Source organism: Halomonas sp. AOP43-D1-4 (assembly GCF_052446175.1).
Classification (GTDB): domain Bacteria; phylum Pseudomonadota; class Gammaproteobacteria; order Pseudomonadales; family Halomonadaceae; genus Vreelandella; species Vreelandella citrativorans.
On the sequence record NZ_JBQSVY010000007.1, the window covers coordinates 20,240 to 46,323 of the forward strand.

Genomic DNA, 26,084 nt, shown 5'->3' on the forward strand with positions numbered 1-26,084 from the left:
GACATAATGTACCATGTCACTACGACAAAGGTGGCACAGTCATACTTCTCTAGCCAAAAAAATGCCCCGACATTTGCCGGGGCAGCTGAAAATCAATACGTTATAATTAGCAGGTTTTTGCCGTTGGCTGGCGCCCTACTTCACCGGTAAAGAACAACGGACGCAGCTTCACACCGACAATATTGCCCGCAAAGGCAGCCACCAACCACACCCAACCGTGCAAGCTACCCGAGGCGATACCACTGAAGTAAGCACCGATGTTGCAACCAAACGCCAGGCGCGCGCCATAACCCAGCATTAAGCCACCAATTACCGCAGCCACCACCGAGCGCAGAGGGATTCTAAAATTAGGCGCAAACCGACCGGCCAAATGTGCAGCCATTAAAGCGCCCAACATAATACCGACGTTCATGACCGTCGTCATATCACTCCACACGCTAGCGTCAAGCGCCGCCGCATTACCTGGCGCCTGCCAATATCCCCAACCCGTTACGCTACCGCCGAACAATTCATATACCTTGGCTCCCCAAAGCGCGAAGGCCGACGTAATGCCCCACGGGCGACCAGCTAGCGCAAGCGTTGCGAAATTCAGCAGCGCCAAGGCCACGGCACCCGCCAATAACGGCCAAGGCCCGCTTAACCAACGCAGAGTAGCGGGTTTCTCAACCATGGGTACCTGTTCAAGTTGACCATGACGACGCTTTTCCATCACGAGCGTAAACACCGCAATCGCCACAAACAGTACCAGGCTGATGGCGATACCGCCCGTCGTACCTGCAATATCAATCAACGATATCGGCTCAAACGCTGGCAAACGCTGCCACCACGCAAAATGCGCCGAGCCAATTACCGAACCGATGATAAAGAAGACAAGCGTAATCAACATACGGGCATTACCGCCACCCGCCGTAAACAGCGTGCCTGAAGCGCACCCGCCGCCTAACTGCATACCAATCCCGAAAAGAAACGCGCCCACCAGCACGGAAATGCCGATAGGGGAGACAAAACCACTCACCGGAGTACCAAACAATGTACCGGCACCCAGCGCTGGGAAAAACAGCACCACGGCAATGGCCAGCATCACCATTTGCGCACGCAGCCCGCGGCCGCGGCGCTCGGTAATAAACACGCGCCAGGCAGAGGTAAACCCAAAGGCAGCGTGATACAACACCATGCCCAGCAGACCGCCTACAATCATTAGCAAACCGGTATTAGCGCCAAATATGACGCCAATCATTAGCGCTCCTAATACAATCGCCGCAGTCGCCAGTAGTGGTACCCGATAACTGGCCGGAGTCGCGGCAGCCGTCGTCGACATAAATTCACCTATAGGTAACGCCAAAAGCGCCCGTGGATAGACAGGCGCTCTGGTCGATGTGGATAATCGTTATAAGCTTACCGCCCAGCCAACAGGGGGTAAATCATTTATGGCTAATCGTTACAGGGCTAACGAAGAATTACGGCTCTTTTTTATCGTCGTCTTCATGCGCCACATAGAGACGATTCACCATTACGAATAAAACAACCGCCAAGGGTGCGGCCAAAATAACGCCAGGTAAGCCAAACAACGTGCTGCTTGCAAGGAGCGCAAACAACAATAGCGCCGGTGGCAGGCTGACGGCACGCTGCTGCACCAAGGGCTGCAAAATATTACCTTCAATCTGCTGAATAATAACGTAAGCCATCAGTACGAAGAGCGCCGTCTCAGGGCTGACCGTATACGCCAACAGCAGGGCAGGAATAGCGGCGGCAATGGGGCCGACCAACGGTACAAAGTCCAGAAGACCGGCAACTAGTCCCAGCCCTAATGGCGCTGGCACGCCCAGCAGCCACATGCTGATACCCACCAGTACGCCCGTTACCGTCATGGCGACTAACTGGCCACCTAGCCAATAGCGCAATGCCTTACCACTCGCATCCAACGCCTCGCCCAAGCGCGGACGGCTTTTAACCGGTGCCAGTAATAAAAGACCACGGCGGTATAAGTCCGGCTGAGCCGCAAAATAGACCATCCCAACAATCAACACGAACAAATTGATAATACTGCCGCCCATTGAAACCACGATCATGCCGACCTGAGACACACCGCCTTGCATGATGCTTCCCGCATTTTCCACGGCATTATCGATCAAAGGCGCCAACTGCGAATCTTCAAGACGTTCTCGTAGTTGTTCCCACGCCTCAGGCAGCATGGTCGTAAGCGACTCCATTTCAGCTGCAATCTGTGCCCCGAACCCCCAGCTCATGAATCCCAATCCACCGCACAACACTACCAACACAATAAGCAACGATAGCCAACGCGGCACGCCGCGGTTTAGTAGTGGCGTCATGCAGCTTTGCAAAACACAGGCGCCCACCACGCATTGTAGCGCTCGCAGGGTTCGCTCAGTTGCGCATTGATATACTCAAACACCTGGTTTTTAGCATCGCCAGCATTCAACCATGTCTTCCCGAGGTGGAAAACACGAATTTCAAGGACGCTGAGAATGCCATCTGATCAAGAGGGCAGTGCGCCAACAGTTTTTCATAAAATTCAACATGCATCCGTGAAGCGGCTTGACTTCCAGTGTTGAGATGATGAGCGAACTGATGGCGAAGCACCACGGGGCTCCGCCACCCACTCCATGATGACTGTTTTGTTGCTCACTTAGAAGCTGCATCCATCACTTTAAAAATAAATAAGCAATATTTTTTATAAAACAATATTAATATTAAAGGCTTATTTGTTTCTCTCATACCTATCCATAAAAAGCGTCAAATCATCCTAACTTTTATATTGTTTTTTTCATAAGCTAATCTACATTGATAAGTATCATTAATGACCTCTTAAGCAGTTTAAAAAGAAGTTATTCATGAGCAACAACCATTACAAGAACTATCACAAGAACTATCAAGATCAGATAATGGGTAACTAATAACGCCTGTACTACAGGCTTTTGGCGAAAAAAGCGACGATGGGTCGCAACGATTAAACGGAGAGTTATAATGTTTAGCAGGCAAGCCAACATATCGAAAGATAGCTCTGGTCGCACGCGCATTACAACAGCAGCACGTGGGTACGCAGTACTTCGCGACCCATCTTTAAATAAGGGAACATCGTTTAGTCAGAGTGAGCGTGACGCACTTGGTCTTAACGGGCTGCTTCCCCCAATTATTACTACTGAACTTGAACCGCAACTCATCCGCGCTTATGCGGCCTATAGCGCGGCACCTACTGATCTCGCAAAACATATATATATGTGGGATCTCCATGATGACAACGTGACAATATTTTATGCTCTCCTTCAACGTCATATGATGGAAATGCTTCCCATCGTCTATGACCCTATCGTTGGTGAGGCAATTGAGAACTTTAGTGAGATCATGCACCGGCCACGTGGGATCTTCCTTTCAATCAATGAGCCAGAAAAAATCGAGGAGAAACTTGCGGCCTTCGGTGCAGGCGCGAATGACATTGATTTGCTTGTGGCATCTGATGCCGAGGAAATCCTTGGTATCGGTGATTGGGGGGCCAACGGCATCGATATTTCTATTGGTAAGTTGGCTGTTTACACTGCAGCTGCTGGCGTAGATCCGCACCGAGTGGTGCCGGTGATACTGGATGTAGGGACTGACAATGAGAAATTGTTGAATGCCCCCCAGTATGTTGGGTACCGCCATGGTCGTATACGAGGCAAGCAGTATGATGATTTTGTGGACGCCTATGCGGCCGCAGCGCATAAGTTGTTCCCTAAAGCAATGTTGCACTGGGAAGACTTCGGTTCCACCAATGCACGCCGCATTCTGGCGCGTCATCGAGATAAGCTGCCAACGTTCAATGATGACATGCAGGGTACGGGCGCAATCGTACTCGCAGGTCTACTAAACGCGGTAGAACGCACAGGAAACCCCTGGAATGAACAACGCGTTGTAGTCGTAGGGTCTGGTACAGCAGGGTGCGGCATTGCAGATCAGATTCGGGACCAAATGGTTCGCCACGGAGTATCTAAAGAAGAGGCGACTCGTAAAATTTGGTTGGTGGACCTTCCTGGCTTGCTTACTGACGACATGACGGACGGCCTACTTGATTTCCAGCGTCCATATGCGCGGCCCCTTGATGAAGTCACTAATTGGAAACGCACACCCTGTGAGCCAATTCCGGCCGACGAAAGTCGCTGGCCTGCAATGGAGGCTCTACGCGCAGCACGCGCTGCCGCTAGCGGAATTATCGACCTTGCGGCGGTAGTCTCCGAAGTGAAGCCAACTATCCTTATTGGAACGTCGACGACCCCAGGCCGATTTACCGAAAGCATCGTCCGTGACATGGCGTCCAATGCTGAGAGGCCCATCATCTTTCCGCTTTCTAATCCCACCTTACTGCATGAAGCAACTCCTGCTCATCTCATAGAGTGGACAGACGGCAAGGTACTTGTCGCCACCGGCGCTCCCTTCGATGACGTGCAGTACAAGGGTGTCAACTATGTCATTGGCCAGGCTAATAATGCAGCTCTCTATCCTGGGTTGGGCTTTGGCGCCATTGTTGGACGCGTGGCCAAGATTACGGATGAAATGATTTTTGCTGCCGCGCAAGCGGTCGCGGGCCAAGGTCCTGAAGATAAGCCCGGCGCTTCGCTTCTACCATCGAATGCAGAGCTGCGCACCACATCCAGTGCAGTCGCTGTGGAAGTAATTCGGGTTGCTCAGAGTCAAGGGCTGGTGCGCGCCAAGGATCTTTCGGACCCTGTGGAAGCCGTACGTGAGGCTCAGTGGTGGCCAGTCTATAACCCTGTGGAAGCTGATTAAAGTAGTGCGAACTGACAGTCTACCTTCACATAGGGGGCAGGCTGTCAGTTCATTGTCGCTGACGATATTTCAATGACGCCATCAGCGTCTCCCCCCATTCCAACGACAGCTACGCTTTTATATCTTTGTATACAGGATAATAAGCTATGACGACGAATAATCAAGCAGATGCCTTACGTGATCTCCCCATTGGCATTGAGGCCGACGGCACACGTTCTGAATTCGATTCTATGGGAAGTGTCGACGTGCCGGCGGATCGTTACTGGGGTGCCCAGACTCAGCGCTCGCTGATTCACTTTAATATTGGTGATGATTTAATGCCAAAAGAGGTATATCACGCCTATGGATACGTGAAAAAGGCATGCGCTATGGTAAATGCGGCGGCTGGTCGATTGTCTGACACTAAGCGCGACGCAATCATTCATGCCGCTGATGAGGCGATCACCGGTAAGCTCGACGCCCACTTCCCGCTGTATGTCTGGCAGACAGGATCTGGTACTCAGTCGAACATGAATGTTAATGAGGTACTTTCGAACCGGGCAATTCAGCTTCTTGGCGGTAGCATCGGTTCTCAGCAACCCGTTGCTCCAAACGACGACGTCAATATGGGCCAGTCGTCAAACGATACATTTCCTACCGCCATGCACATCGCCTCAGTATTCGCGATTGATGAGGTACTGTTGCCCCAAGTAACAAAGCTTGTGGAGACGATTGAGAGCAAAGCCAACCGCTGGATGGACGTAGTAAAAATTGGACGTACGCACCTGGAAGATGCTGTCCCTTTAACGGTTGGCCAGGAATGGCACGGTTGGGCCGGGCAGATTAGAGCAGCAATTGCTGACATTGAGGCCAGCCGCTCGGGGCTCTACGAGCTGGCTGTCGGTGGAACGGCCGTTGGCACTGGCCTGAATGCGCCTAAAGGCTTTGCCGTCGACGTTGCTGCAAAAATCGCCGAACTGACTTTCAAGCCTTTCATTACAGCACCTAACAAGTTCACCGCACAAGGCTCGTTGGATGCAATGGTCCGAGCACATGCAGCACTTCGTGGGCTTGCAGTAGCGTTAATGAAGATTGCCAACGACATGCGCTGGCTGGCTTCTGGACCGCGTTGCGGCTTCGCCGAACTCACCTTGCCGTCCAACGAACCTGGCTCTTCTATCATGCCTGGAAAGGTTAATCCAACCCAGTGCGAAGCAATCGTCATGATTGCTATCCAGGTAATGGGCAACGATACAGCTGTTTCCGTCGCTGGCAGCCAAGGCAACTTCGAACTTAACGCCATGCGGCCTGTGATCATCAATAACTTTTTGCATTCTGCCCGGATTATCGCCGATGGATGCGGTAGATTTTGTGAGTTTTCTGTGGAAGGCACGGAACTGAACGAGAAGAAAATCAAAGAATACGTCGCAGGAAGTGTGATGCTAGTAACGGCTCTATCGCCCGTGATCGGTTATCAAAATGCAGCGCACATAGCCGAAAAGGCAATCGCGGACGGCACAAGCCTGCGTGATGCTGCCTTGGCTTCAGGCAAGGTTAGTGCCGAACTCTTCGACAAGACTATTAAGCCGCTAGATATGGTTGGCAGTGGACTTGCAGGTGCCTAAGTGTCGGGTCCCGCGTGATTGACAACCCGTTTGGTAAATAACTCAGGTCGCTTGGCCTGCCACTCCTTCATCGCCGCGATCGGTGATTGATGATGCAGCGCCTTCTGCGGGATATGGTGATTGTACAGCCAACAGTACCGCTTTAGCGTCTGTTCCAGGTCCTCGCCTGAGGTATACCGTCGAGTGGCCAGCACGTCGCTGATGCGGCCGTTGAACCGTTCTACCACACCGTTCGTCTGCGGCCTTCCCGGCTTGATCAGGCGATGGTCGATACCATGGGCCTGGCACTCCTGGTCGAACGGGTGGCGGCCGCTAGGCTTACGTTCACCGGCCCTTGTGAAGCGATCCGTGAAGGACTTACCGTTGTCGGTCAGCACTGTCTGAATCTTGAAGGGGCTCTTCTCTTCCACTCGCTTCATGAACGCCCGTGCATCCTTCGCGGACTGGCTGTGTCTGACTTCCAGATACACCCAGCGCGTTGCCCGATCGATGGCCACGTACAGGTAGCGTTTCTGCTGCTCGTCAGGCATCTGGGGCAGGTGCTTGATGTCGATATGCACGTACCCGGGCTCGTAGTCCTTGAACGGCTTGTGCCGAGGTCTCGCGTCATCGCCGGCATCCTGCCGTGCCAGGTTCGCCAGCGTTGGCACCTCACGCCGCTTGAGCATGCGGTGCAAGCCGGAGCGTGACAACCGAGGATTCAGGAACTCACGTGCCACGACGAGGAGGTCATCCAGGCCGAGACGAAGGAATTCGCGGGCGGCGATCAGCACGTCTTCCTGCTCGGTAGTGAGCGTGGCCAGCAGGTTGTGGCGTGTATGCGGCCGGTCATGGACATCGTCGCGGTATCGCCAGCGGCGTATGGTCGAGTCGGATACGCCATACTGACGGGCCAACTCGCTATCCGTGATGCTGGCGGGTGCTGCCTGGATCTCGGCACGGATTTTCGGTGTCGTGGTCGCCTGCTTATGCAGCTTGATGTCCATGAACCTGCTCCCGGATGAATTGCTGTAGAAGCTCTCTGGCTGCCAGCAAAGGATAACTCCTATAGCTCATTTGATCATCCGGAACCCAACACCTAAGAAAAATAGCACACCACTTTATCTTTAAAGTTCAATGATAACGTTTCTAAAGCAGACATATCGAACCTGGAGTTTGATGCTCTGGCCGTACGGTTATATAGCGCGAAGGAGAGTGAGGAGTTCGTTTAATTTCTGAATAGCATCACCCGGCTGTTATCCACTTCAACTGTAACAATAACTACATTGACCAATACGTTGTAAGTAAATACAGGAGCAAAGCCATGACTGATAAAGACGTACCTCAGCCCATTCGCGGAACCCAGGGCGCTGACGACCCAGGCCCACGTAATGTTGTTCTGGATAAAATGAACCCAGATATCTTCCTGCCTCCAGAAACCGACAATGCCGGGATCCCGAACCTGAAGTTTCCGTTCGCCATGGCTCATAACCGTCTTGAAGACGGCGGCTGGGCGCGGGAAGTGACGCTGCGCGAGTGCCCGGCTTTGGAAGAACTCGCTATCGTTAATATGCGCCTTGGCCCTGGTGTTATTCGTGAGCTCCATTGGCATAAAGAAGCCGAATGGGCCTATGTAACGGAAGGCCGCGTGCGTTTCTACCTGGTTGACGAAAACCGTCAAACGCTGGTTGAAGATCTCGGGCCAGGTGATCTCTGGTTTGCCCCCGCAGGCGTTCCACATGCCATTCAGGGTCTTGAAGAAGGTACCGAATTCGTGCTGATCTTCAATGACGGTAACTTCTCCGAAAACGAGACACTGCTCGTCACAGAGCTCTTCGCACATATGCCGAAAGAGGTGCTGGCCAAGAACTTCGGTGTTCCGGAAAGTGCCTTCGACAACATCCCGCCGTCTGAAAAGTATATTTTCCGTCAGCCACAGCCAGCGCCCATTGAGCAGGTTCGCGAAGAGCTCGGCGCTGGTAACATGACAGGCAAATATGTGTTCCGGGGAGGCGATATTCCTGAAAACACATGGCAAGGCGGCGCGACCAAAATCATCGATTCGAAAAGTTTCGACGTCACGACCATGGCGATGTTGATGATTAAGCTTGAGCCCGGCGGCATGCGAGAAATTCACTGGCACCCGGATGCTGATGAAATTCAGTACTACCTGTCTGGCCAGGCGCGCATGACCGTGTTCAATGCTGTCAGCAATGCGCGTACTTTTAACTACGGCCCCGGCGACGTCGGCTATGTGCCGAAGAACCTGGCGCACTACATTGAGAATATCGGTGACGAGCCAGTGTATGTTCTCAACGTATTCAACAAGGGCGACTACCGCGATGTCTCACTGAATCAATGGCTGGCGCTGACACCCGCCAGCATTGTTCAAGGCCACCTGGACGTCGATGACACACTAATGAAGTCACTGCGCCGCGAGCGTTGCCCGGTAGTGAAGTAATACGGTTGGGCAGTCATTGAAAACCGCTAGCCAGCCTCTTTGAGGCTGGCTTTTCTCACACTCAAAAGTGTGCGTTAATCATCCATCAGATAAAACGCCCAAGGCCGACCGCTGAGCGCAGTTTATCCATGGTTATCGCGGCCTCCTCCCGAGCACGCTGAGCACCTTTTTGCAGCACCGCTTCAATATGGGCAGGGTCATCCATTAGCGCATTGTAGCGCTCGCGGGGTTCGCTCAGGTGCGCATTGATATACTCAAATACCTGATTTTTAGCATCGCCCCAGCCAATACCGGCGGCGTACTGTTCACGCAGAGCAGACGTTTCGCTTTCGGTCGCAAAGGCCGAGTATATCTGGAACAGAGTGCAGGTATCCGGGTCTTTCGGCTCGCCGGGCTCAAGCGAGTTGGTCTTGATTTTACGCACCAGCTTTTGAAGCTTTTTCTCGGGTGAGAACAGCGGAATCGTATTGTTATAGCTTTTGGACATTTTGCGCCCGTCCAGCCCTTTCAACACTTCCACCTTCTCATTCACCACCGCTTCGGGCAGCGTAAAGTACTGCCCTTTATAGAGGTGGTTGAACCGCCCGGCCATATCACGTGCCATTTCGATATGCTGAATCTGGTCGCGCCCTACCGGCACCTTTTTGGCGTTGAACATCAGGATATCGGCAGCCATCAATACCGGGTAGCCAAAAAGCCCCATGGTGATGCCCTTGTCCGCGTCCTGGTCGCCTGCTTCTTCGTTCTCAGCCACGGCGGCTTTGTAGGCGTGGGCGCGGTTCATCAGGCCCTTGGCACACACGCAGGAAAGCATCCACGAGAGTTCTTGAACTTCAATCAAATCAGACTGGCGGTAAAAAATGGCGTTGTCGGTATCCAGCCCAAGCGCCAGCCAGGTAGCGGCAATTTCCAGGCGCGACGCTTGCACGCGCTTTGGATCCTGACAGCTAATTAGCGCGTGGTAATCCGCCAAAAAATAGAACGACTGCACATTGGGGTCCTGACTTGCTTCAATCGCCGGTTTAATGGCCCCAATATAGTTGCCTAAGTGCGGGGTGCCTGTAGTTTTAATGCCGGTTAAGACACGGGTTTTAGCAGTTTGACTCATTGTGTTTAGGCTCTTGGGCAAATAGCTCTATCATAACGCGCGAATTTACGCGTGGCGAATGCCATCAGCGCAATCCTGCCAGCCGCCACGTTGCTTCTTCCGGGCTTTGCCTCACAAAAACAGCGTGCGTACTGGCAGACGCACCACCGCTTCTGGCCGTGATGGCAACGCGCTGATCCGCCAGCCGCTCAATATCAATGATGAGATCATCAAATAATCGCCTTTGGCCCTCGGCTTGCGCTATTGGCAATGCCTCAAGCAGTGCGTTGAGCGCTTGGCGTGGCAACAACGCCTGACTGTCATCGCTCTGCAACTGTCGCTTATCGCCGATATCGAAGCCTGGTGGGTACGTTAGTAAACGATTCAAGAAGGCATCCCGCGATGCTGCATACTGGCGGTCCGACAAGACAGCCAGCAGGCTCTCGTCCAGCATTTGGGCCTGAACGGCAACCCGAAAATTACCCGCCAAGCGCTCATCGACTAACGCCGTTCGCATACTCGCTACGCCCAGCAACAGCGCGGCAGAAAGAAGTGCCATAACGATCACCAGCGCTGCACCCTGCTGATGCTTCATGGGCTGCCCTCCGTGGCGGGAAGGGACGTGAGACGCGTGATAACGTGATCACGCTGCATTACATGCCATACAAACGGCGCTTGGCGTTCGCCCGCAAATTGGAGCGTTATCCGATAAAGCCCTGTTATACCATCGGCGTCTTTCTCAAACAGCCTAAGCGAGTCGCATGCGTGATTGCCTTTATAAAGTCCTTCTATCAAGGGCTGGCTGTTATGACGTAACGCACAGGTGGTCGCATCGACCAGCGAGTCATTGACCTCATACTGGCCTGCTTCGCCTTTACGAATGTCGCGGGTGAGCGATTGAACGGCAAACACAAGCGCTTCCTGCTCGCGACTGATGGCCTCGACGCGCTGAAAGGTCGTCACAGTAGTTAACAAAAGCTGGCCTGCACCCAAAATAATAATGGCGCCGATCACCATCGCGACCATCATTTCAACCAGCGTAAATCCTCCTTGGCGCTTATTGAGCATTAGGCGCCTCGCCAGCATAGCGCGCTTCAATAAAGGGCAAGGTAAACACGTAGTCAAAATGGTCAGCCGCTTGATTGGAAGGCCGTGCACGCATCGTAATGGAGACGGTCAATTGGCAGCCTCCGGATACAAAAGCGCTATCAACCGTGCCCGTTGCACCGTTAAGCGGTGCTTGTGAAGGCGTAAACCACTCGGCCTGCCAGTCACTCTCCAGCCCCGCCAGCGCGAGGTGTCGGCAGTTTTGTTTCGCCGCCAACTGCGCCCAGGCGCGCTCCTGTGCATCCAGAGCTGCCACACTTGCCACGGAGTATTGGTAGCCCGAAGCGGCACTTTGCAGCGACGTTAGCTGAATGGCGGCGATGCCGATCAGCCCAAACGCCAGCAAGGCCAAGGCAATTAACACCTCAACCAGAGTAACCCCCTCTTGGCGCCGCACTTACCAGCACGTCTCGGGCAAGCGTTCACCTTGACTACTGAGCGTTATGGCCTGGCCACAGCCATCTTTTCGCTCAGTCGACGCGCTTAGCACATAGCGACCGTCCTGGCGTTCAGAATAGGCAAGGCGATAATGCCCGCTTGGTGACAGGCGGGACATCTCACACTCCTGGTAGGTGTAGGTTCGGGCGTGACAGCGCTCTAGTTCAGCCGCCGCCTGCCTTAACCCCGCATGCGCATCCGTGCGCAGGGATGTTTGCAGGTAGCGGGTGTAGGCAGGGTAAGCCATGCCAGCGATAAGACCGAGAATGCCCATCACCACCACAAGCTCAAGAAGCGTAAAACCGCGCTGACGCTCTATCGAGTCGCCAGCGCGAAAAGGATAAGGATAAAGCGAAAACCTCACGTGATGCTCCTGCGTCAGCCACCGCATACGCAGTGCATCAACTGCTGACGATTACCTGCTCGCGCAGCTCTTTGGGCATGGAGAACGTAATGCTCTCTTCGCGGCCTTTTAGCTCTTCTGGCATGGAAGCACCCAATGACTGAAGCTTGCCAATTACGCCTTTCACCAGCACTTCCGGGGCACTGGCACCCGCCGTTACGCCGATGCGGCCGACGTTTTCAAGCCACGTTGACTCAATCTGGTCGGCATTATCTATCAGGTACGCCGGTGTTCCCATACGCTCGGAAAGCTCGCGCAGGCGGTTAGAGTTGGAACTATTGGGGCTGCCCACTACAAGCACTAAGTCACTGTCCGCGGCCAGTTCACGCACCGCATCCTGGCGGTTTTGTGTGGCGTAACAAATATCATCTTTACGCGGCCCACTGATCTCGGGAAACCTCTCGCGCAGTGCGTCAATCACTTTGGCCGTGTCATCCATCGACAGCGTTGTTTGGGTCACAAAGGCAAGGCTGGAAGGATCCTTGACCTCCAGGCTGGCAACGTCCTGCTCATCTTCGACTAGATAGATGCGACCGCCATGCGCCGTGTCATAGCGCCCCATGGTGCCTTCTACTTCGGGATGGCCTGCATGCCCAATCAGCACGCACTCGTGCCCCCGCTTGGCGTAGCGCAAGACTTCCAAATGCACCTTGGTGACCAGCGGGCAAGTGGCATCAAACACTTTCAGCCCACGCCGGTCAGCATCGGACTGTACGGCTTGAGACACGCCATGCGCAGAGAAAATGACGATCACGTCATCCGGCACTTCGTCGAGCTCTTCCACGAAGACAGCCCCACGCTCGCGCAGCGTTTCCACCACAAAGCGGTTGTGGACAACTTCATGGCGCACATAGATAGGCGGCCCGAACACATCCAGTGCACGGTTGACGATGTCTATAGCGCGATCCACGCCGGCACAAAAACCACGCGGATTGGCCAATTTGATCTGTATGGGCTGTGCTTGCGTCGATTGCATAGTAGTGCCTTGATGCGTTACCGCACCGTTTAGTGAATAAGAACCCGGCTAATGCTAAAGCCAATGCTAAAGACTAGTGCGTTGTAACCGGTTTTACATCCAGTACGTCAACCTCAAAGGTTAACGTGCGTCCCGCCAGCGGATGATTAAAATCCACCTCGACGCGGTCGCCTTCAATGGTTTTGACCACACCAGGCAATTCCGTTCCCGCTTTATCGGCAAACGACATCACCATACCAATTTCAGGCGTTTCATCGCCAAAATCAGCGCGCTTTAACGTCTGGATATTTTGCGGATTGTGCTGCCCAAAGGCATGCTCGGGAGAGACCTGAAAAGTACCTGTCTCGCCCGTTGTCATGCCTTTAATCGGGTGCTCAAAGCCGGGTGGCAAATTGCCGTCACCGTACTGAAAGGTGGCCGGTGCCTTCTCTTTGGTAGAGTCCACTACCGTGCCATCTTCAAGTTTCAGGGTGAAGTGCAGGGTCACTTCCATCCCCTCATCAATCAGGTAATCACTCATTACACTGCTCGCTATGTGGTAAGGCCCTGGCATACTGCCACCAGGGCCTGATTAATGCTAACCGAGTTAGAGGTCGCGGGTTACTTCGTTGAGTGGGCTTTTTTGCGCCGCCGGTCACCCATCACTGACTCCCAAATCAACCCAATGGCCCCCAGAGTAATCCCGATGTCTGCCACGTTAAAGGCGGGATAGTACCAACCGGCCACATGAAACGATAAAAAATCGACCACGTAGCCATGCACCAGGCGGTCATAGAGGTTCCCAAGCGCCCCACCGATAATCAGCGGAAGCGAAATGGCCAGCAGCTTTTCATCGGCTCTAACACGGGAAAGCCAGATGGTTAAGCCCACGCTTGCGCCAATCGCGATGACCGCAAAAAACCAGCGCTGCCAACCAGGGTGAGAAGCCAAAAAGCTAAAGGCCGCCCCCGTGTTATGCATTAAGGTGAAGTTAAAAAACGGCAGCACTTCTACCGGCTGCAGATACCCCAGCTGGCTGCTGGCAATCGCCTTGGTGGCCAAATCCAGCACAATCACGGCAACGGCCAACCACAGCCAGCGCAGCGGCTGGCGCATGGGCGGCCGCGCGTTGGACGAGACCGACTCAGGCATAGTGACGCACCTCACCCGGGCCATCCGGCAGGTTAAGAATCGAACGCTTGCACAGCGTGGGATGCTCAGGATGCGTGCCTACGTCAGGGCGGCGCTCCCAGCTACGTTCGCACTTCTCAAACGCACTGACGACCACCGCTACTTTGAGCCCTTCTAGCTCGCTATAGGCAGATGCCTCGGCATCCGCTAGCGGCTTGAGGGTCGCTTCCGAGGTAATCAGCACAAAGCGTAACTCGTCGCCCAGTTGTGACAGCAACACATTGAGTTCGTCGCTGACGTAAAGGGTGACTTCGCTGTCCAGCGAGCCTTTGATGGCTCCTTCGCTACGCGCTTCTTCCAAGCGCTTATTCACCGCCTGCTTGACCTCTAGCACTGCTTCCCAGTATTCACGCCCCATCTCGGCGTCAGCATCAAGGGGCTTCAGGTCGGTATAGTAGGTTTCCAGCAGCACGCTGTCGCCACGTTTGCCCGGGATATGCTCGTAAATCTCCTCAGCGGTGAAGGAGAGAATCGGAGCGACCCAACGCGAAAGCGCCTCGATAACATGATAGAGCGCGCTCTGACAGCTGCGGCGTGCCAGCGAATCAGCCTGCGTGGTGTACTGGCGATCCTTGATGATATCCAGATAGAAACCACCCAGGTCGCGCGCGCAGAACGTATGCACCTGCTGATACACATCCAGGAAGCGGTACTCTTCATACGCTTTCTGAATGCGCTCCTGGAGCTGCAGTGCGCGGTCAACGACCCAACGATCCAGAGCGATCATATCCTCAAAAGCCACCATATCGCGCGCCGGGTCAAAGCCGGTCAGGTTGGCCAAAAGAAAGCGCGACGTGTTGCGAATACGCCGATACACGTCCGCTGTACGCTTGAGGATCTCATCCGACACGGCCATTTCATTGGAGTAATCCGTCGAGGCCACCCAGAGACGTAGAATGTCGGCACCTAGCTTGTCCATCACCGACTGCGGCGCGATGACATTACCCAACGACTTGGACTGCTTACGGCCTTGCGAATCGACGGTAAAGCCGTGGGTCAATAGCTGACGATACGGCGCGTGACCGTCAATTGCTGAACCGGTCAGTAGCGACGAGTGGAACCAGCCGCGGTGCTGGTCAGAGCCTTCCAGATACAAATCAGCTCGCGGGCCGCTTTCATGGCCATGTGGATGCGAACCACGCAGCACATGGCGGTGCGTGGTGCCGGAGTCAAACCAGACATCCAGCGTATCAGTCGTCTTGTCGTATTCGGCGGCTTCCGCGCCCAGCAGCTCAGCAGCGTCGAGGCTAAACCAGGCATCAATGCCTTGCTCCTGCACGCGTTTAGCGACTTCTTCCATCAGCTCAATGGTGCGCGGATGCAGCTCGCCGGTTTGCTTATGCAGGAAGAACGGAATCGGCACACCCCAGTTACGCTGACGCGAGATGCACCAATCCGGGCGGTTAGCGATCATGCTGTGCAGACGCGCCTGCCCCCAGGCGGGCGTGAACTGGGTCGCCTCGATGCCTTCCAGCGCACGTTCACGCAGGGTTTTACCGTCTTTCCCCTGAATATCCATGCCCACAAACCACTGGGCTGTCGCGCGGTAGATGACCGGCGTTTTATGGCGCCAGCAGTGCATGTAGCTGTGCACGATGGGCTTATGCGCCATCAGCGCACCCACTTCGTCAAGCTTGGCGACGATGTTGGGGTTGGCTTTCCAGATCATCTGGCCGCCAAAGAACGGCAGGTCATCAACGTACACGCCGTTGCCCTGTACCGGGTTCAGCATGTCGTCAAAGCTCATGTCGTGGGCGCGGCAGGTATTAAAGTCATCCAGGCCGTAAGAAGGCGCGGAGTGAACGATACCGGTGCTGCCCACTTCTGACTCGACGTAATCGGCCAGGTAAACTGGCGACAGGCGATCATAGAACGGGTGGCGGAAGTTGATCAGGTCTAGCTTTTCACCGCGAGTGGTAGCGATGACCTCGCCTTGTAAACCAAAGCGTTCAAGGCAGCTTTCGACCAGTTCTTCGGCTAGCAGCAGCAGGCGCTCGCCGGTATCGACCAACGCGTAGGTAAATTCGGGGTGAACGTTCAGCGCCTGGTTGGCAGGGATCGTCCAGGGCGTGGTGGTCCAGATCACCACCGCCGCCGGTTTGGGCAGCTCGCTCAGGCCAAACGCAGCGGCCAGCTTATCGGCATCTTCCACCGGGAAGGCGACATCAATCGCGTCGGACTTTTTGTCTTGATACTCGACTTCCGCTTCAGCCAAAGCTGAACCGCAGTCAAAGCACCAGTTAACCGGCTTCAGGCCCTTAAAGACGTAGCCCGCTTCGACCATATCGGCCAGTGCGCGAATCTCGCCTGCTTCATTGGCGTAGTCCATGGTGCGGTAGGGATGATTCCAATCGCCGATAATTCCCAAGCGCACAAAATCAGCCAGCTGTGTTTCAACCTGAGCGCCCGCGTACTCACGGCATAGCTCACGCGCTTTTGCAGGCGCCAGGTGCTTACCGTGCGTGGTTTCTACCTTGTGCTCAATGGGCAGGCCATGGCAGTCCCAGCCCGGCACGTAAGGCGCATCAAAGCCCGCCAGGTATTTCGATTTAACGATAATATCTTTTAAAATTTTATTAACGGCGTGACCAATATGGATACTGCCGTTGGCGTAGGGAGGGCCATCATGCAGTACAAACAGCGGTGCGCCAGCACGCGCTTCGCGCAGGCGCTGGTACAGGTTCATATCTTGCCAGCGTGAAACGCGTCCCGGCTCCTGCTTGGGCAACATACCACGCATAGGAAAGTCGGTTTCAGGCAAGTTTAGCGTGTGCTTATAGTCCATGGTTCGGTCAGCCGTTGTTAGCATCGGCAGCGTCATCCGCCGAAGAAGGATCAGAAGAAATTGTCTTGGAAACCTGAGTCTTGGAAACCTGGGGCTTGGAAGCCTGAGCCTTGGAGGCCATAGCCTCACGCCCAAGCGGGGCCGAGGCTAGCGGCAGCGCGTTATGACAGTCAGTGACGGCCGTCGCAAAGTAGCGATGTGCCTGGCTCTGATCGCGCTCAATTTGCGCTTTTAGCGCATCAAAGTTGTCGAATTTCACTTCCCCACGAAGCCGCGCACAGGGAAATACCGTCATGCGTTTGTCGTAGAGGTCACCGTCAAAGTCAAACAGGTTGACTTCCAGTGTGGGCCGCCTGGAGCCAACCGTCGGCCGAAAGCCAACGTTAGCAATTCCGTGGTAGCGTTGGCCGTTTTCAAGCGTCACCCCAACGGCATAGACACCGCGCAACGTTAAGGGCTGAGGCAGCAGGGGCAGGTTCGCCGTGGGCACACCAATGGTGCGGCCAAGCTGCTGGTCACGTACCACACGCCCATCCAGCGAATACGCCCGCCCTAACAGATTGGCCGCTGCGGCAAAGTTACCGCTGGCAAGCAAGGTACGCACACGTGAGCTTGAAACCCGCTCGTTCTCAACCGTAAAGGTGCGGGTATGTTCAACCCCAAAGCCCTGCTCTTCGCCCACCGCTGCCAGCAGCGTAAAGTCACCCTGGCGGTCACAGCCAAAACGGAAGTCATCACCAACGACCAGATGTTTAACACCCAGCCCTTCGATCAGCACCTGATCAATAAATTCGCGCCCGGTCAGGCTTCTAAGGGCATTATTAAACGGCAGGCACAGCACCTGTTCAGCGCCGTACTGACCCAACAGACGCACCTTTTCACGCAAGCGCGTTAGCCGTGGGGGTGCCTGGTCACCGGCAAAATACTCACGCGGCTGGGGCTCAAACACGACCACGGTTAGCGGCACGTTTAGGCGCGCAGCGTGCTCGCGGCACTGCTGCAAAATTGCCTGATGGCCACGATGCACACCGTCAAAATTTCCAATGGTAGCGACGCAGCCACGCTGTGCCGCTACCAGATTGTGCAGTCCTCGAATGACGCGCATGGCACCTCAGCCGTTAATAATTTGCCGCTCCCAAACCTTGTTGGGTTTGGGTGAAGCTTAAAAAGCTCTGATTATAGCGAACCTGCCGTGATATATGTCTAACTCTCTGCCGATTCAACGTGACTTTTAAGCGTTCGGCCACGCATTGCCGCTGTAGGGTTTAGCTCTGCATTTTAAAATGCCGTGGCCGCAGGCCCAGCGCGGTAAGCCAGACAACATAAATCCCGCCCCCTAAACCTACCAGCCCGGCCACCCAGGCAACACGCTGCCACAGGCTAAACGCAAGCCACGCGTGCCACTCTGGCGACACCATATAAAGCGCAGTACACATCAAACCGCTACCGCCCAATAGTTGCACCGCGTACCGACCCCAGCCCGGCTGGAAAACCAGCACGCCCTGCCTGTACAGCAATACTCCCAGCATACCCGCGTTCATAAATGCCGACAGCGCCGTGGCGAGCGCCAACCCGGCATGGGCAAGCGGCCAAACCAACATCAGGTTGAACACCATATTAGCGACCATGGCGATAATACCCACCTTCACTGGCGTTTTGGTGTCCTGGCGGGCAAAAAAACCAGGCGCCAATACCTTAATCAGCATAAAGGCGACCAGGCCAAAGGCATAGGCACGCAGGCTCATCGCGGCCATCTGAATATCGTGGTCGGTCATTGCGCCATAGTGAAATAGCGTGATCAATAGCGGCTCGGCCAATACCGCCAACGCCAGTGCGGCAGGCAGGCCCACCAAAAGCACTAACCGGATCGCCCAGTCGAGCATGGCGGCAAAATGCGCCTTTGACTGTTCAGCGTGGCGCTTGGAAAGTGCGGGTAATATCACCGTTGCTATCGCCACACCAAAGACGCCGAGCGGCAGCTCTACCAAGCGGTCAGAGTAGTAAAGCCAGGAGACACTGCCCGCCACCAGCAGTGACGCCAACACCGTATCCAGCAGCAGGTTAATTTGCGAGACCGAGACCCCAAACAGCGCCGGGCCCATCAGCTTTAAAATGCGCTTAACGCCTTCATGAGCGAAGTTCGGCCAAGGCGTGGGCATCAGGCCCAAACGCATTAAAAACGGCACCTGAAAAATCAGCTGGGCAGCACCTGCAATCAGCACGCCCCAGGCCAGCGCCATGGCGGGCTCATCCATTAACGGCATTAAAAAGAGCGCGGCGCCAATGAGTGACAGGTTGAGCAAAACCGGCGTAAAGGCGGGCACTGCAAAACGGTTCCAGGTATTTAGCACGCTGCCAGAAAAAGCCGTGAGAGAGATCAGCAGCAAATACGGAAACGTGAGGCGCAGCATATCGGCGGTCAAGGCATGCTTGGCGGGGTCACTGCCAAAACCGGGCGCAAACACCCAGATAAGCCAGGGCGCGCACAGCATCGCAAGCGCGGTAATCAAAGCCAGCAACGCGGTTAAACTACCGGCTACGGCGTTGAGTAGCTCGCGAATTTCCTGCTTACTGCGCTGGGTCGAGTACTCGGAAAGCACCGGCACAAAGGCCTGGTTAAAGGCACCTTCAGCAAACAGGCGCCGCAAAAAATTAGGGATTTTAAAAGCGACAAAAAAGGCATCCGCACCATTCCCGGCGCCCAAAAGCGTCGCCACCACCACATCACGGATCAGGCCCATCACGCGAGAAAGCATGGTCATGGAGCTAACCACCAGCCCCGAGCGCATTAGCCCACGGCGTGGCGGCGCGCCAGGCGCGGCGGAAGTTTCATTCGGCGGCGTGTTTGAGGTCATTTTTGGATCCATAGGCGCGGATGGCCAATACCCATCATAGAGTCATTAGATAAAACCATCAGACACAAAAAAACCGGCCGTAGCCGGTTTTTTTATGGCGCCTGCCGGCTTACGCCGCCAGTGCCTTAATACGCTTGTTCAAACGGCTTTTCAGGCGCGCTGCTTTCTTCTTGGACAGCACGTCTTTATCAGCAATACGGTCAACGACCGGCTGCATTACCTTGAACTCTTCCATCGCCTTGCCGTGGTCGCCGGTGTTGATCGCTTTGATCACACGCTTGATATAGGTGCGGACCATGCTGCGCTGGCTGGCTTTCAGGACGCGACGAGTCTCGGCCTGGCGGGCGCGCTTGCGTGCTTGCTTGCTGTTCGCCACAGGTATCTCCTTGGAGAATAAAGGTTGCCGCAAATTCGGCAACGGATTAACTATGTGTTCGCCACGCTCATGTTCACTCTAAAAGCTGCCCATAACGCGACTTTCCTTAACAACCAATTGATTCGACAAGCCTTTAAGCTCTGTCAAATAGTGTGACCGGCAGTCAAATTGCCTGCCCGCCCACGGGTCTTGTCTGAGAGGATGGCGTAGTCTATCACGCACTATTCTTGCTTGCCACACGTTGTCAATGTTTTATTGCATCAGCCGGCCAACCGAATGGTTTACAAGGCGCTCTCAAAAGAAGCGACATGGACTTTGCCCAGCATCTTCTACATTATTGCTATTAAATATAAAAAACCGGTGTTTGCAGCGGCGTTCTTTGGCGGCCGATCCGCTAGCTTGTTTATCTCTGAGGCCTGCGTTAGCCGCACGGCCCCCGTGGCTACTAATGGAGGCCCTATGGCGTTCAGGGATAGTCAGACTCTCGAACAACTTCACTATTAAAGACGGACTCACTATGTCGGATTTTTCTCTTTGGTTTGCCGCTCATATGCTGGCCTACGTCGCCCTGGTGATCCGCGTGCTGACGGTAGAGGGCAAAGAGCCCGCCTCCCGAGCCGCATGGATATTGATTCTCTCGTTTCTACCTGGTTTAGGCATCATAGCTTACCTGCTACTTGGCGAACCCTGGATATCGCGCCGGTCACGACGCAAAGCAATTGGCACCGTCACACGGTTGGTAAAAGCCTATAACATAGGGAAAACATCGGCTCTGGAGCATGTACCAGACCGTTTTCGGCCCGCCTTTCGCGCCTGTGAGCATCTGGCGCATAGCGGCGTCACTAACCACAACACCGCCATGTTAACCGCCGACTCCAATGCAGCGATCGACGCGATGGTGGAAGATTTCGATGCCGCCAAGGAGAGCATTCATATCTCCTTTTATATTTGGCTTACTGACAACAACGGGCTCAAGATTGTAGAGGCCGTTAAGCGCGCGGCTGAACGTGGCGTGACATGCCGCATCATTGTGGACGGTATTGGTTCGCGAGCACTTACCCGTTCAGAGCACTGGGCCGCAATGAAAGCCGCCGGTGTTCAACTGTGCGTATCGCTGAAGGTCTCTTTTGGGCTTGACGCACTGCTTGGAAACCGCGCAGACCTTAGAAACCATCGCAAGATCGTCGTGGTGGATAACCGCCTAACCTACTGCGGAAGCCAGAACTGCGCCGACCCCGAGTTTCGTGTCAAGGCGAAGTATGCGCCGTGGGTAGATATCATGCTGCGTTTCGAGGGGCCAGTAGTGATGCAAAACCAGTTGCTGTTTGCGGCCAACTGGTTGATCGAATCCAACGAGCACCTTGATGTTGCCTGGGAAGTACCGCCATCCTGCACAGAAACCAGCACGGAAGCCATGAACAGCGCCAGCGCGGCTATTGCCTTTGGCACCGGGCCGCTGTCACCTAAAGGCGCCATGTCGGATGTGTTCGCCAGCCTTCTACACTGCGCCCAGCATGAAGTCGTGATTTCGAACCCCTACTTTGTTCCGGACGCCTCGTTGCTTTCGGCGCTGATTGGCTGCGCCAGGCGCGGCGTTCAAACCACGCTCATCCTGCCCCAGCGCAACGACTCCTTTGTGGTAGGCGCCATCAGCAAAGCCTATTACGCGCAGCTTGTTGCCGCTGGCGTGAAGATATTCGAATTTCGTGGTGGCCTTTTACATGCAAAAACACTGGTGGTGGATGAAGCAGTGGCGCTAGTCGGCTCGGCGAACATGGACCGGCGCAGCCTTGAACTTAATTTCGAGAATAATATTCTACTGCACTCCCCCGACGTAGCGAAAAGCATTAGAGAACGCCAAAACGCGTGGCTTTCCGATGCCAATGAAGTGGTCCCCGACCAGGTCATTCATCGCTCGTTGTTACGCCGCATCGGCGATAACGTTGCCACCATTTTCAGCCCAGTGATGTAATCATGAAAGATAGCGGCTACCACTAATAGCAGCACGCTTTAAGGCAGCGGCTGGCCTGTTGGGGCAAGGATTTTGCGCAGAAAATGCTGCGTGCGCGGGTCCTTGGGGGCGGTGAACAGCTCCTCGGGCGGTGCTTGTTCAATAATTTGCCCTTCATCCATAAATATCACGCGATCCGCTACGTCACGCGCAAACTGCATCTCGTGGGTAACGATAATCATGGTTTGCTGCTCGGCGGCAAGTTGCTTCATCAGGCTCAGCACTTCCTCCACCCATTGCGGGTCCAGCGATGACGTGGGCTCATCAAACAGAATGACATCGGCGTTCGCGGCCATGGCGCGGCCAATGCCGATACGCTGCTGCTGCCCGCCAGAAAGCGCTGCCGGGTAAGCATCGGCTTTATCTGAAAGCCCGATCCGCTCAAGAATTTCTCGGGCGCGGGCATGGGCCTTTTCCCTGGGAATTTTATCAACGACGATCATGCCCTCGCTGATGTTCTCAAGCGCCGTTTTGTTGGCAAACAAACCATAGTTTTGAAAGACAAATGCGGTACGCCGACGCAGCTTTAAAATATCGGCACGGCTCGCCTGCTGCGCATCCACGCGCACATCGCCGACGGTAATACGCCCAGACTCAGGTCGCTCTAAAAAGTTAATGCAGCGTAATAGCGTTGACTTACCCGTGCCTGAAGGGCCAATGATGACAATAATCTCGCCCCGCTCAAGCGACAAATCAATGTCGGTGAATACATCTTGTTTACCAAAGCGCTTGGTAACGGCCTCAAGCGAGATCATCGTTGGTACGCCTTATTCAGGTAAATTTCCAGGCGACGCTGCCCCCAGGAGAGAATTTCCACTATGACCCAGTAAATCATCGCCGCGAGTAAAAAAGCCTCCAGATAGAGAAAGCTACTGGCGGCCTCTTTTTGTGTGGCCCCCATCAGCTCCGTAACACCTAGCGTAAAGGCCAGCGACGTCGCCTTGATGATATCAATGAAGTAGTTCATCAACGTGGGCGTCGCCACACGGGTCGCCTGAGGGAGAATAATACGCCGCATTAGCTGCGACTGCGTCATGCCGATAGAGAGCGCTGCTTCTGTCTGGCTGCGGTCAATCCCCACAATGGCCGCCCGAATAGACTCAGCCATATAAGCGGAAAAGTGCAGCGTCAGGCCCATTACAGCAGCGGTTATGCCGTTAATCGACACCAACGCCTCCACCAGTTGGGGCAGTCCGTAATAGAACAGAAAAAGCTGAACCAACAGCGGTGTGCCGCGGAAAAACGAGATAAACAGCAGCGAAAAGCCGTTCAACACCGGCACACGGGTCACGCGAATCACGGCCAGAAGACAGGCAAGCACCAGCGCCAGCAGCATGGCGAGGGTCGCCATTTCAAGCGTGAGCGGCACATAGCTTAAAAGGACCGGTAACAGCCCCCACATATAATCCAGGTTTAGCATGTCAGCATCGCTTATAAGCAAAACGGCCGTGGATTACCCACGGCCGCGTTCAATACAGGCTTCCGTTTACAGCGTAGCGGTTATTCCGGCTGCTGCGTGATATCGGTATCAAACCATTTTTCGGAAATTTCACGCAGCGTGCCGTTATCGCGAAGCTCAGTTAACGCTTCATCCACACGGTCGCGCTGGGCATTGCCTGCCTCGTTGTCACGAAACGGCAGCGCATTCTCGATAACGGTGAAGGGTTGGCCCGCCAGTTCCAACGGCAAACCGCGCTCCTTAATCACCTGAGTCGCACTAACGCGGTCCATGATAAAGGCATTGGTGCGCCCCAATGCTACGTCCTGCTCTACGTTGGATTCGTAGGTGCGGATATCAATGTCGTCGGCGTTCGGCAGCTCGCGTAACAACTGCTCGTAGTTGGAACCCAGGTTAACCGCAACCGATTTACCGGAAAGATCCTCAACGCCGTTAATAGCATCATTACCCTTCCGGACAACGACCTGCGCACCGTCATACACATAGGGCGCCGTAAACACATATTTAGCTTCACGCTCCGGCGTTATCGTTATCTGGTTGGCAATAGTGTCGATGCGCCCAGAATCCAACATGCCTGCTAGTCCCGAAAAACTCGCCGTTACAAACTCGACATCATCACCGGTGACCTCCCCCACCGCGTTCATGACATCGACCTCAAAGCCCTTGAGTTCGTCGCGCTCCACAAAGGTAAACGGGAAATAGCCGCCCGACATGCCCACTCGCAGCGTATCTGCCTGGGCCTGAACCGCAGCAAAACCACCTGCCACACTGAAGGTAAGCGCGGCGACTAACGTGTTTAAACGACGTGATCGAGTCATCAGAAGCATCCTCATCGGCAAAGATCATTTGCCTGTTGCAGAGTGTAGGCGTGGCAGGCGTAAAGACAGCGTAGCCGTTACATGCACATCATAAACACAAAAAAGAATATTAAAAATAGTTTTTATTCATTAAGGTTATTAGAGTCCAGCAAGCGAAACCACTCTGCGCTACGTGTTTGATAGCAGGCACTAATAGAAAGGTAGCTACAAATTACCACCACGCTTAATAGTGCAGTCATAACGGGCATTAACCGCCAGTAATATCCCTGAAGGTTTTACGCGAAGCTGGCTGGCGCCACTCACGATATGATCAGCGTCGAAAAACGCCTCTTCGGCGGGCATGCTGCCCGGCGGATAAGCGCACGGGATCAGGCCGGTCAAAGCAACTCGGGCCCACGCACGTGGCTAACTTCATCCCCATGATCTAGCTGATTAGCAGCCCGGTGGGCCGCCTGTTAGATCAGGCCAAATCCACATGAAGACGAAGAAACTTTATCATCACCGCACTTGATCTAGTACACCCAAGAATGTGCTTAGGGGTAGCAATGCAAAACGGGGTGCCATTAGGCACCCCGGTGGCGATTTTTCTGAAAGCGGTATGACTCAAGGAATAATACGTTCTGCGCGCAGGCGGGTGAACAGATCAAAAAACGCGCCACGGGTTTCGCGGAAGTGGTCAAAGCCGAAATCGCGTGACTTGGTCACATCGTTAACGCACTCAAGCTCACGACCAAGGTCGGCATCAGAGTGCCACCAGGAAGCTAGCTTGGTCACATCGGCTTCAACAAGGTCATGCTTTTCAGCAATGTCGGCCCAGATTGGCGCGCTATCGGCCATTTGTGTTTCCAGCGGCAGCGGCGTTTCCGAGCAATCGGTCACCTCCAGTTCGAAGAACTCGCCTATTTCACGCCACATCCGGCGCCAGCGGAAAACGTCACCGTTAACGGTGTTGAACGCTTCGTTGTGCGCCCCCGGGGTAGTGGCCGCCCACTCCAGTTGACGCGCTAGCACCAGCGCATCGGTCAGGTCGGTCAGTGAATTCCACTGAGTCTGCGAGCCTGGAAAGGTAAACGGCTTGCCGGTTGCTTTGCAGATAGACGCGTAAACCGCCAGCGTCACGCCCATGTTCATGGCGTTACCCAAGGCATAGCCGATCACGGTATGTGGGCGGTGCACGTTCCAGTTGAAGCCGTCACGTTCGGCGGTGGCGAACAGGGTGTCTTCAAGGGCGTAGTAGAAGTTCTCACCCGGTACGCGCGGCGCGGATTCGCGAAATGGCGTTTCGGTCTTGCCGCTGCCGTAGCTCTCAAAAGACCCCAGGTACTGCTTGGTGCCAGTTACCAGCGAGACATGCTTAATTTTCGCGCCCTGCAAGGCATCCAGCAGGTTCTGCATCATCGCGCTGTTGGCCTCGACATTGGCCTTTTCGCTATCGCGCTTGATCCAGGTGCAGTAGAACACGTGCGTGATGGGTAAATCGGCCAGAGCTTTCTCGGTCGCTTCGCGATCCAACAGATCAACGGCAACAGGGATAACACCGGTCTGGGTAGTGGCGCGGCGTGATAAACCATAAACAGTCCAGCCGCTGGCATTAAGATAGCTTGCCAGGTTACCGCCAGTGATTCCTGTCGCGCCTACGACAAGCGCGTTGCCTTTACGCATTATTGACTCCTTATCCAAATGAGATAACTCGCATCAATCCAGCAAGTGTTGACAAAGTGAGTTCTAAAATCGACGAACGCTGGGCTCGTATCGGTTGAGGCTTATTCTGGA

At 54.6% G+C, this 26,084-nt stretch carries 23 protein-coding genes; 4 read left to right on the forward strand and 19 right to left on the reverse strand.

The genetic code is table 11. From position 1 onward, the window contains the following. Positions 1-106: 106 nt before the first annotated feature. Complete coding sequence (locus ACT3RQ_RS08890; protein WP_444640884.1) at positions 107-1,318, reverse strand: YeeE/YedE family protein; 1,212 nt, start codon at positions 1,316-1,318, stop codon at positions 107-109. A 139-nt stretch (positions 1,319-1,457) separates the two neighbouring features. Then, the gene (locus tag ACT3RQ_RS08895; protein ID WP_444680348.1) at positions 1,458-2,360 is read right to left on the reverse strand and encodes an AI-2E family transporter; all 903 of its coding nucleotides are present in this window, start codon (positions 2,358-2,360) and stop codon (positions 1,458-1,460) included. 625 nt (positions 2,361-2,985) lie between these two features. Here ACT3RQ_RS08895 and ACT3RQ_RS08900 point away from each other — a divergent pair. Continuing rightward, the gene (locus ACT3RQ_RS08900) at positions 2,986-4,782 is read left to right on the forward strand and encodes an NAD-dependent malic enzyme (protein WP_444639793.1); all 1,797 of its coding nucleotides are present in this window, start codon (positions 2,986-2,988) and stop codon (positions 4,780-4,782) included. 146 nt (positions 4,783-4,928) lie between these two features. Beyond that, positions 4,929-6,386 carry a class II fumarate hydratase gene (gene fumC, locus ACT3RQ_RS08905; protein ID WP_193054720.1) on the forward strand — a complete coding sequence of 486 codons (1,458 nt, stop codon included), beginning with the start codon at positions 4,929-4,931 and terminating at the stop codon, positions 6,384-6,386. Here the strand turns inward: fumC and ACT3RQ_RS08910 are convergent. Further along, positions 6,383-7,372, reverse strand: a complete 990-nt coding sequence (locus ACT3RQ_RS08910; protein ID WP_444639792.1) for an IS481 family transposase — start codon at positions 7,370-7,372, stop codon at positions 6,383-6,385. The two genes, fumC and ACT3RQ_RS08910, sit on opposite strands and share 4 nt — an antisense overlap. A gap of 317 nt (positions 7,373-7,689) precedes the next feature. Between ACT3RQ_RS08910 and ACT3RQ_RS08915 the strand changes: the two genes are divergently transcribed. Further along, a complete protein-coding gene (locus ACT3RQ_RS08915) occupies positions 7,690-8,826 on the forward strand; it encodes a cupin domain-containing protein (RefSeq protein WP_444622215.1) in 1,137 nt (378 codons plus the stop codon). An 85-nt stretch (positions 8,827-8,911) separates the two neighbouring features. Here the strand turns inward: ACT3RQ_RS08915 and ACT3RQ_RS08920 are convergent, their stop codons facing one another. From ACT3RQ_RS08920 to rpsT, 12 genes are all read right to left on the reverse strand, one after another. After that, positions 8,912-9,934 (reverse strand): tryptophan--tRNA ligase, encoded by a 1,023-nt coding sequence (locus ACT3RQ_RS08920; protein ID WP_444639790.1) that lies wholly within the window; start codon positions 9,932-9,934, stop codon positions 8,912-8,914. A 64-nt stretch (positions 9,935-9,998) separates the two neighbouring features. Beyond that, complete coding sequence (locus tag ACT3RQ_RS08925) at positions 9,999-10,508, reverse strand: PilX N-terminal domain-containing pilus assembly protein (protein WP_444639789.1); 510 nt, start codon at positions 10,506-10,508, stop codon at positions 9,999-10,001. Continuing rightward, positions 10,505-10,981, reverse strand: coding sequence for a PilW family protein (locus tag ACT3RQ_RS08930; protein ID WP_444639787.1), 477 nt, complete (start codon positions 10,979-10,981; stop codon positions 10,505-10,507). The genes ACT3RQ_RS08925 and ACT3RQ_RS08930 overlap by 4 nt, the downstream gene beginning before the upstream one ends. Beyond that, positions 10,971-11,417: a type IV pilus modification PilV family protein gene (locus ACT3RQ_RS08935; protein ID WP_444639786.1), complete on the reverse strand. Its 447-nt coding sequence runs from the start codon at positions 11,415-11,417 to the stop codon at positions 10,971-10,973. The genes ACT3RQ_RS08930 and ACT3RQ_RS08935 overlap by 11 nt, the downstream gene beginning before the upstream one ends. Further along, positions 11,418-11,822, reverse strand: coding sequence for a type IV pilin protein (locus ACT3RQ_RS08940; RefSeq protein ID WP_444639784.1), 405 nt, complete (start codon positions 11,820-11,822; stop codon positions 11,418-11,420). A gap of 37 nt (positions 11,823-11,859) precedes the next feature. Next, the gene (gene ispH, locus ACT3RQ_RS08945; protein WP_444639782.1) at positions 11,860-12,837 is read right to left on the reverse strand and encodes a 4-hydroxy-3-methylbut-2-enyl diphosphate reductase; all 978 of its coding nucleotides are present in this window, start codon (positions 12,835-12,837) and stop codon (positions 11,860-11,862) included. Positions 12,838-12,910: 73 nt separating this feature from the next. Then, positions 12,911-13,357, reverse strand: coding sequence for an FKBP-type peptidyl-prolyl cis-trans isomerase (gene fkpB, locus ACT3RQ_RS08950; protein ID WP_172118959.1), 447 nt, complete (start codon positions 13,355-13,357; stop codon positions 12,911-12,913). 80 nt (positions 13,358-13,437) lie between these two features. After that, complete coding sequence (gene lspA, locus ACT3RQ_RS08955; protein ID WP_172118960.1) at positions 13,438-13,968, reverse strand: signal peptidase II; 531 nt, start codon at positions 13,966-13,968, stop codon at positions 13,438-13,440. After that, positions 13,961-16,816: an isoleucine--tRNA ligase gene (gene ileS / locus ACT3RQ_RS08960; protein ID WP_444680349.1), complete on the reverse strand. Its 2,856-nt coding sequence runs from the start codon at positions 16,814-16,816 to the stop codon at positions 13,961-13,963. The genes lspA and ileS overlap by 8 nt, the downstream gene beginning before the upstream one ends. Continuing rightward, on the reverse strand, positions 16,800-17,897 hold the full coding sequence (gene ribF / locus ACT3RQ_RS08965; protein ID WP_444680350.1) for a bifunctional riboflavin kinase/FAD synthetase: 1,098 nt from the start codon (positions 17,895-17,897) through the stop codon (positions 16,800-16,802). Before ribF ends, ileS begins: the two co-directional genes overlap by 17 nt. 160 nt (positions 17,898-18,057) lie before the next feature. Continuing rightward, positions 18,058-19,647 carry a murein biosynthesis integral membrane protein MurJ gene (gene murJ / locus ACT3RQ_RS08970; RefSeq protein WP_444639779.1) on the reverse strand — a complete coding sequence of 530 codons (1,590 nt, stop codon included), beginning with the start codon at positions 19,645-19,647 and terminating at the stop codon, positions 18,058-18,060. Between the two features lie 109 nt (positions 19,648-19,756). After that, the gene (gene rpsT / locus ACT3RQ_RS08975; protein WP_009097974.1) at positions 19,757-20,023 is read right to left on the reverse strand and encodes a 30S ribosomal protein S20; all 267 of its coding nucleotides are present in this window, start codon (positions 20,021-20,023) and stop codon (positions 19,757-19,759) included. Positions 20,024-20,540: 517 nt separating this feature from the next. Between rpsT and cls the strand changes: the two genes are divergently transcribed. After that, the gene (gene cls, locus ACT3RQ_RS08980) at positions 20,541-21,995 is read left to right on the forward strand and encodes a cardiolipin synthase (protein WP_444639777.1); all 1,455 of its coding nucleotides are present in this window, start codon (positions 20,541-20,543) and stop codon (positions 21,993-21,995) included. Between the two features lie 38 nt (positions 21,996-22,033). Here the strand turns inward: cls and ACT3RQ_RS08985 are convergent, their stop codons facing one another. From ACT3RQ_RS08985 to ACT3RQ_RS09000, 4 genes are all read right to left on the reverse strand, one after another. Then, entirely contained in the window at positions 22,034-22,789 is a 756-nt protein-coding gene (locus tag ACT3RQ_RS08985; RefSeq protein WP_427389997.1) for an amino acid ABC transporter ATP-binding protein, read from the reverse strand. After that, complete coding sequence (locus tag ACT3RQ_RS08990; protein ID WP_172118967.1) at positions 22,786-23,454, reverse strand: amino acid ABC transporter permease; 669 nt, start codon at positions 23,452-23,454, stop codon at positions 22,786-22,788. The genes ACT3RQ_RS08985 and ACT3RQ_RS08990 overlap by 4 nt, the downstream gene beginning before the upstream one ends. 80 nt (positions 23,455-23,534) lie before the next feature. Continuing rightward, entirely contained in the window at positions 23,535-24,311 is a 777-nt protein-coding gene (locus tag ACT3RQ_RS08995; RefSeq protein ID WP_444639775.1) for an amino acid ABC transporter substrate-binding protein, read from the reverse strand. A gap of 603 nt (positions 24,312-24,914) precedes the next feature. Further along, on the reverse strand, positions 24,915-25,973 hold the full coding sequence (locus ACT3RQ_RS09000) for an SDR family oxidoreductase (protein WP_444639773.1): 1,059 nt from the start codon (positions 25,971-25,973) through the stop codon (positions 24,915-24,917). Positions 25,974-26,084 lie beyond the last annotated feature (111 nt).

Bases quoted from the DNA above. Each gene is read 5' to 3' on its own strand.
- ACT3RQ_RS08890 (WP_444640884.1), bottom strand. From the start codon at position 1,318: ATGTCGACGACGGCTGCCGCGACTCCGGCCAGTTATCGGGTACCACTA.
- ACT3RQ_RS08900 (WP_444639793.1), top strand. From the start codon at position 2,986: ATGTTTAGCAGGCAAGCCAACATATCGAAAGATAGCTCTGGTCGCACG.
- fumC (WP_193054720.1), top strand. From the start codon at position 4,929: ATGACGACGAATAATCAAGCAGATGCCTTACGTGATCTCCCCATTGGC.
- ACT3RQ_RS08910 (WP_444639792.1), bottom strand. From the start codon at position 7,372: ATGGACATCAAGCTGCATAAGCAGGCGACCACGACACCGAAAATCCGT.
- ACT3RQ_RS08915 (WP_444622215.1), top strand. From the start codon at position 7,690: ATGACTGATAAAGACGTACCTCAGCCCATTCGCGGAACCCAGGGCGCT.
- ACT3RQ_RS08920 (WP_444639790.1), bottom strand. From the start codon at position 9,934: ATGAGTCAAACTGCTAAAACCCGTGTCTTAACCGGCATTAAAACTACA.
- ACT3RQ_RS08925 (WP_444639789.1), bottom strand. From the start codon at position 10,508: ATGAAGCATCAGCAGGGTGCAGCGCTGGTGATCGTTATGGCACTTCTT.
- ACT3RQ_RS08930 (WP_444639787.1), bottom strand. From the start codon at position 10,981: ATGCTCAATAAGCGCCAAGGAGGATTTACGCTGGTTGAAATGATGGTC.
- ispH (WP_444639782.1), bottom strand. From the start codon at position 12,837: ATGCAATCGACGCAAGCACAGCCCATACAGATCAAATTGGCCAATCCG.
- fkpB (WP_172118959.1), bottom strand. From the start codon at position 13,357: ATGAGTGATTACCTGATTGATGAGGGGATGGAAGTGACCCTGCACTTC.
- lspA (WP_172118960.1), bottom strand. From the start codon at position 13,968: ATGCCTGAGTCGGTCTCGTCCAACGCGCGGCCGCCCATGCGCCAGCCG.
- ileS (WP_444680349.1), bottom strand. From the start codon at position 16,816: ATGCTAACAACGGCTGACCGAACCATGGACTATAAGCACACGCTAAAC.
- ribF (WP_444680350.1), bottom strand. From the start codon at position 17,897: ATGCGCGTCATTCGAGGACTGCACAATCTGGTAGCGGCACAGCGTGGC.
- murJ (WP_444639779.1), bottom strand. From the start codon at position 19,647: ATGACCTCAAACACGCCGCCGAATGAAACTTCCGCCGCGCCTGGCGCG.
- cls (WP_444639777.1), top strand. From the start codon at position 20,541: ATGTCGGATTTTTCTCTTTGGTTTGCCGCTCATATGCTGGCCTACGTC.
- ACT3RQ_RS08985 (WP_427389997.1), bottom strand. From the start codon at position 22,789: ATGATCTCGCTTGAGGCCGTTACCAAGCGCTTTGGTAAACAAGATGTA.
- ACT3RQ_RS08990 (WP_172118967.1), bottom strand. From the start codon at position 23,454: ATGCTAAACCTGGATTATATGTGGGGGCTGTTACCGGTCCTTTTAAGC.
- ACT3RQ_RS08995 (WP_444639775.1), bottom strand. From the start codon at position 24,311: ATGACTCGATCACGTCGTTTAAACACGTTAGTCGCCGCGCTTACCTTC.
- ACT3RQ_RS09000 (WP_444639773.1), bottom strand. From the start codon at position 25,973: ATGCGTAAAGGCAACGCGCTTGTCGTAGGCGCGACAGGAATCACTGGC.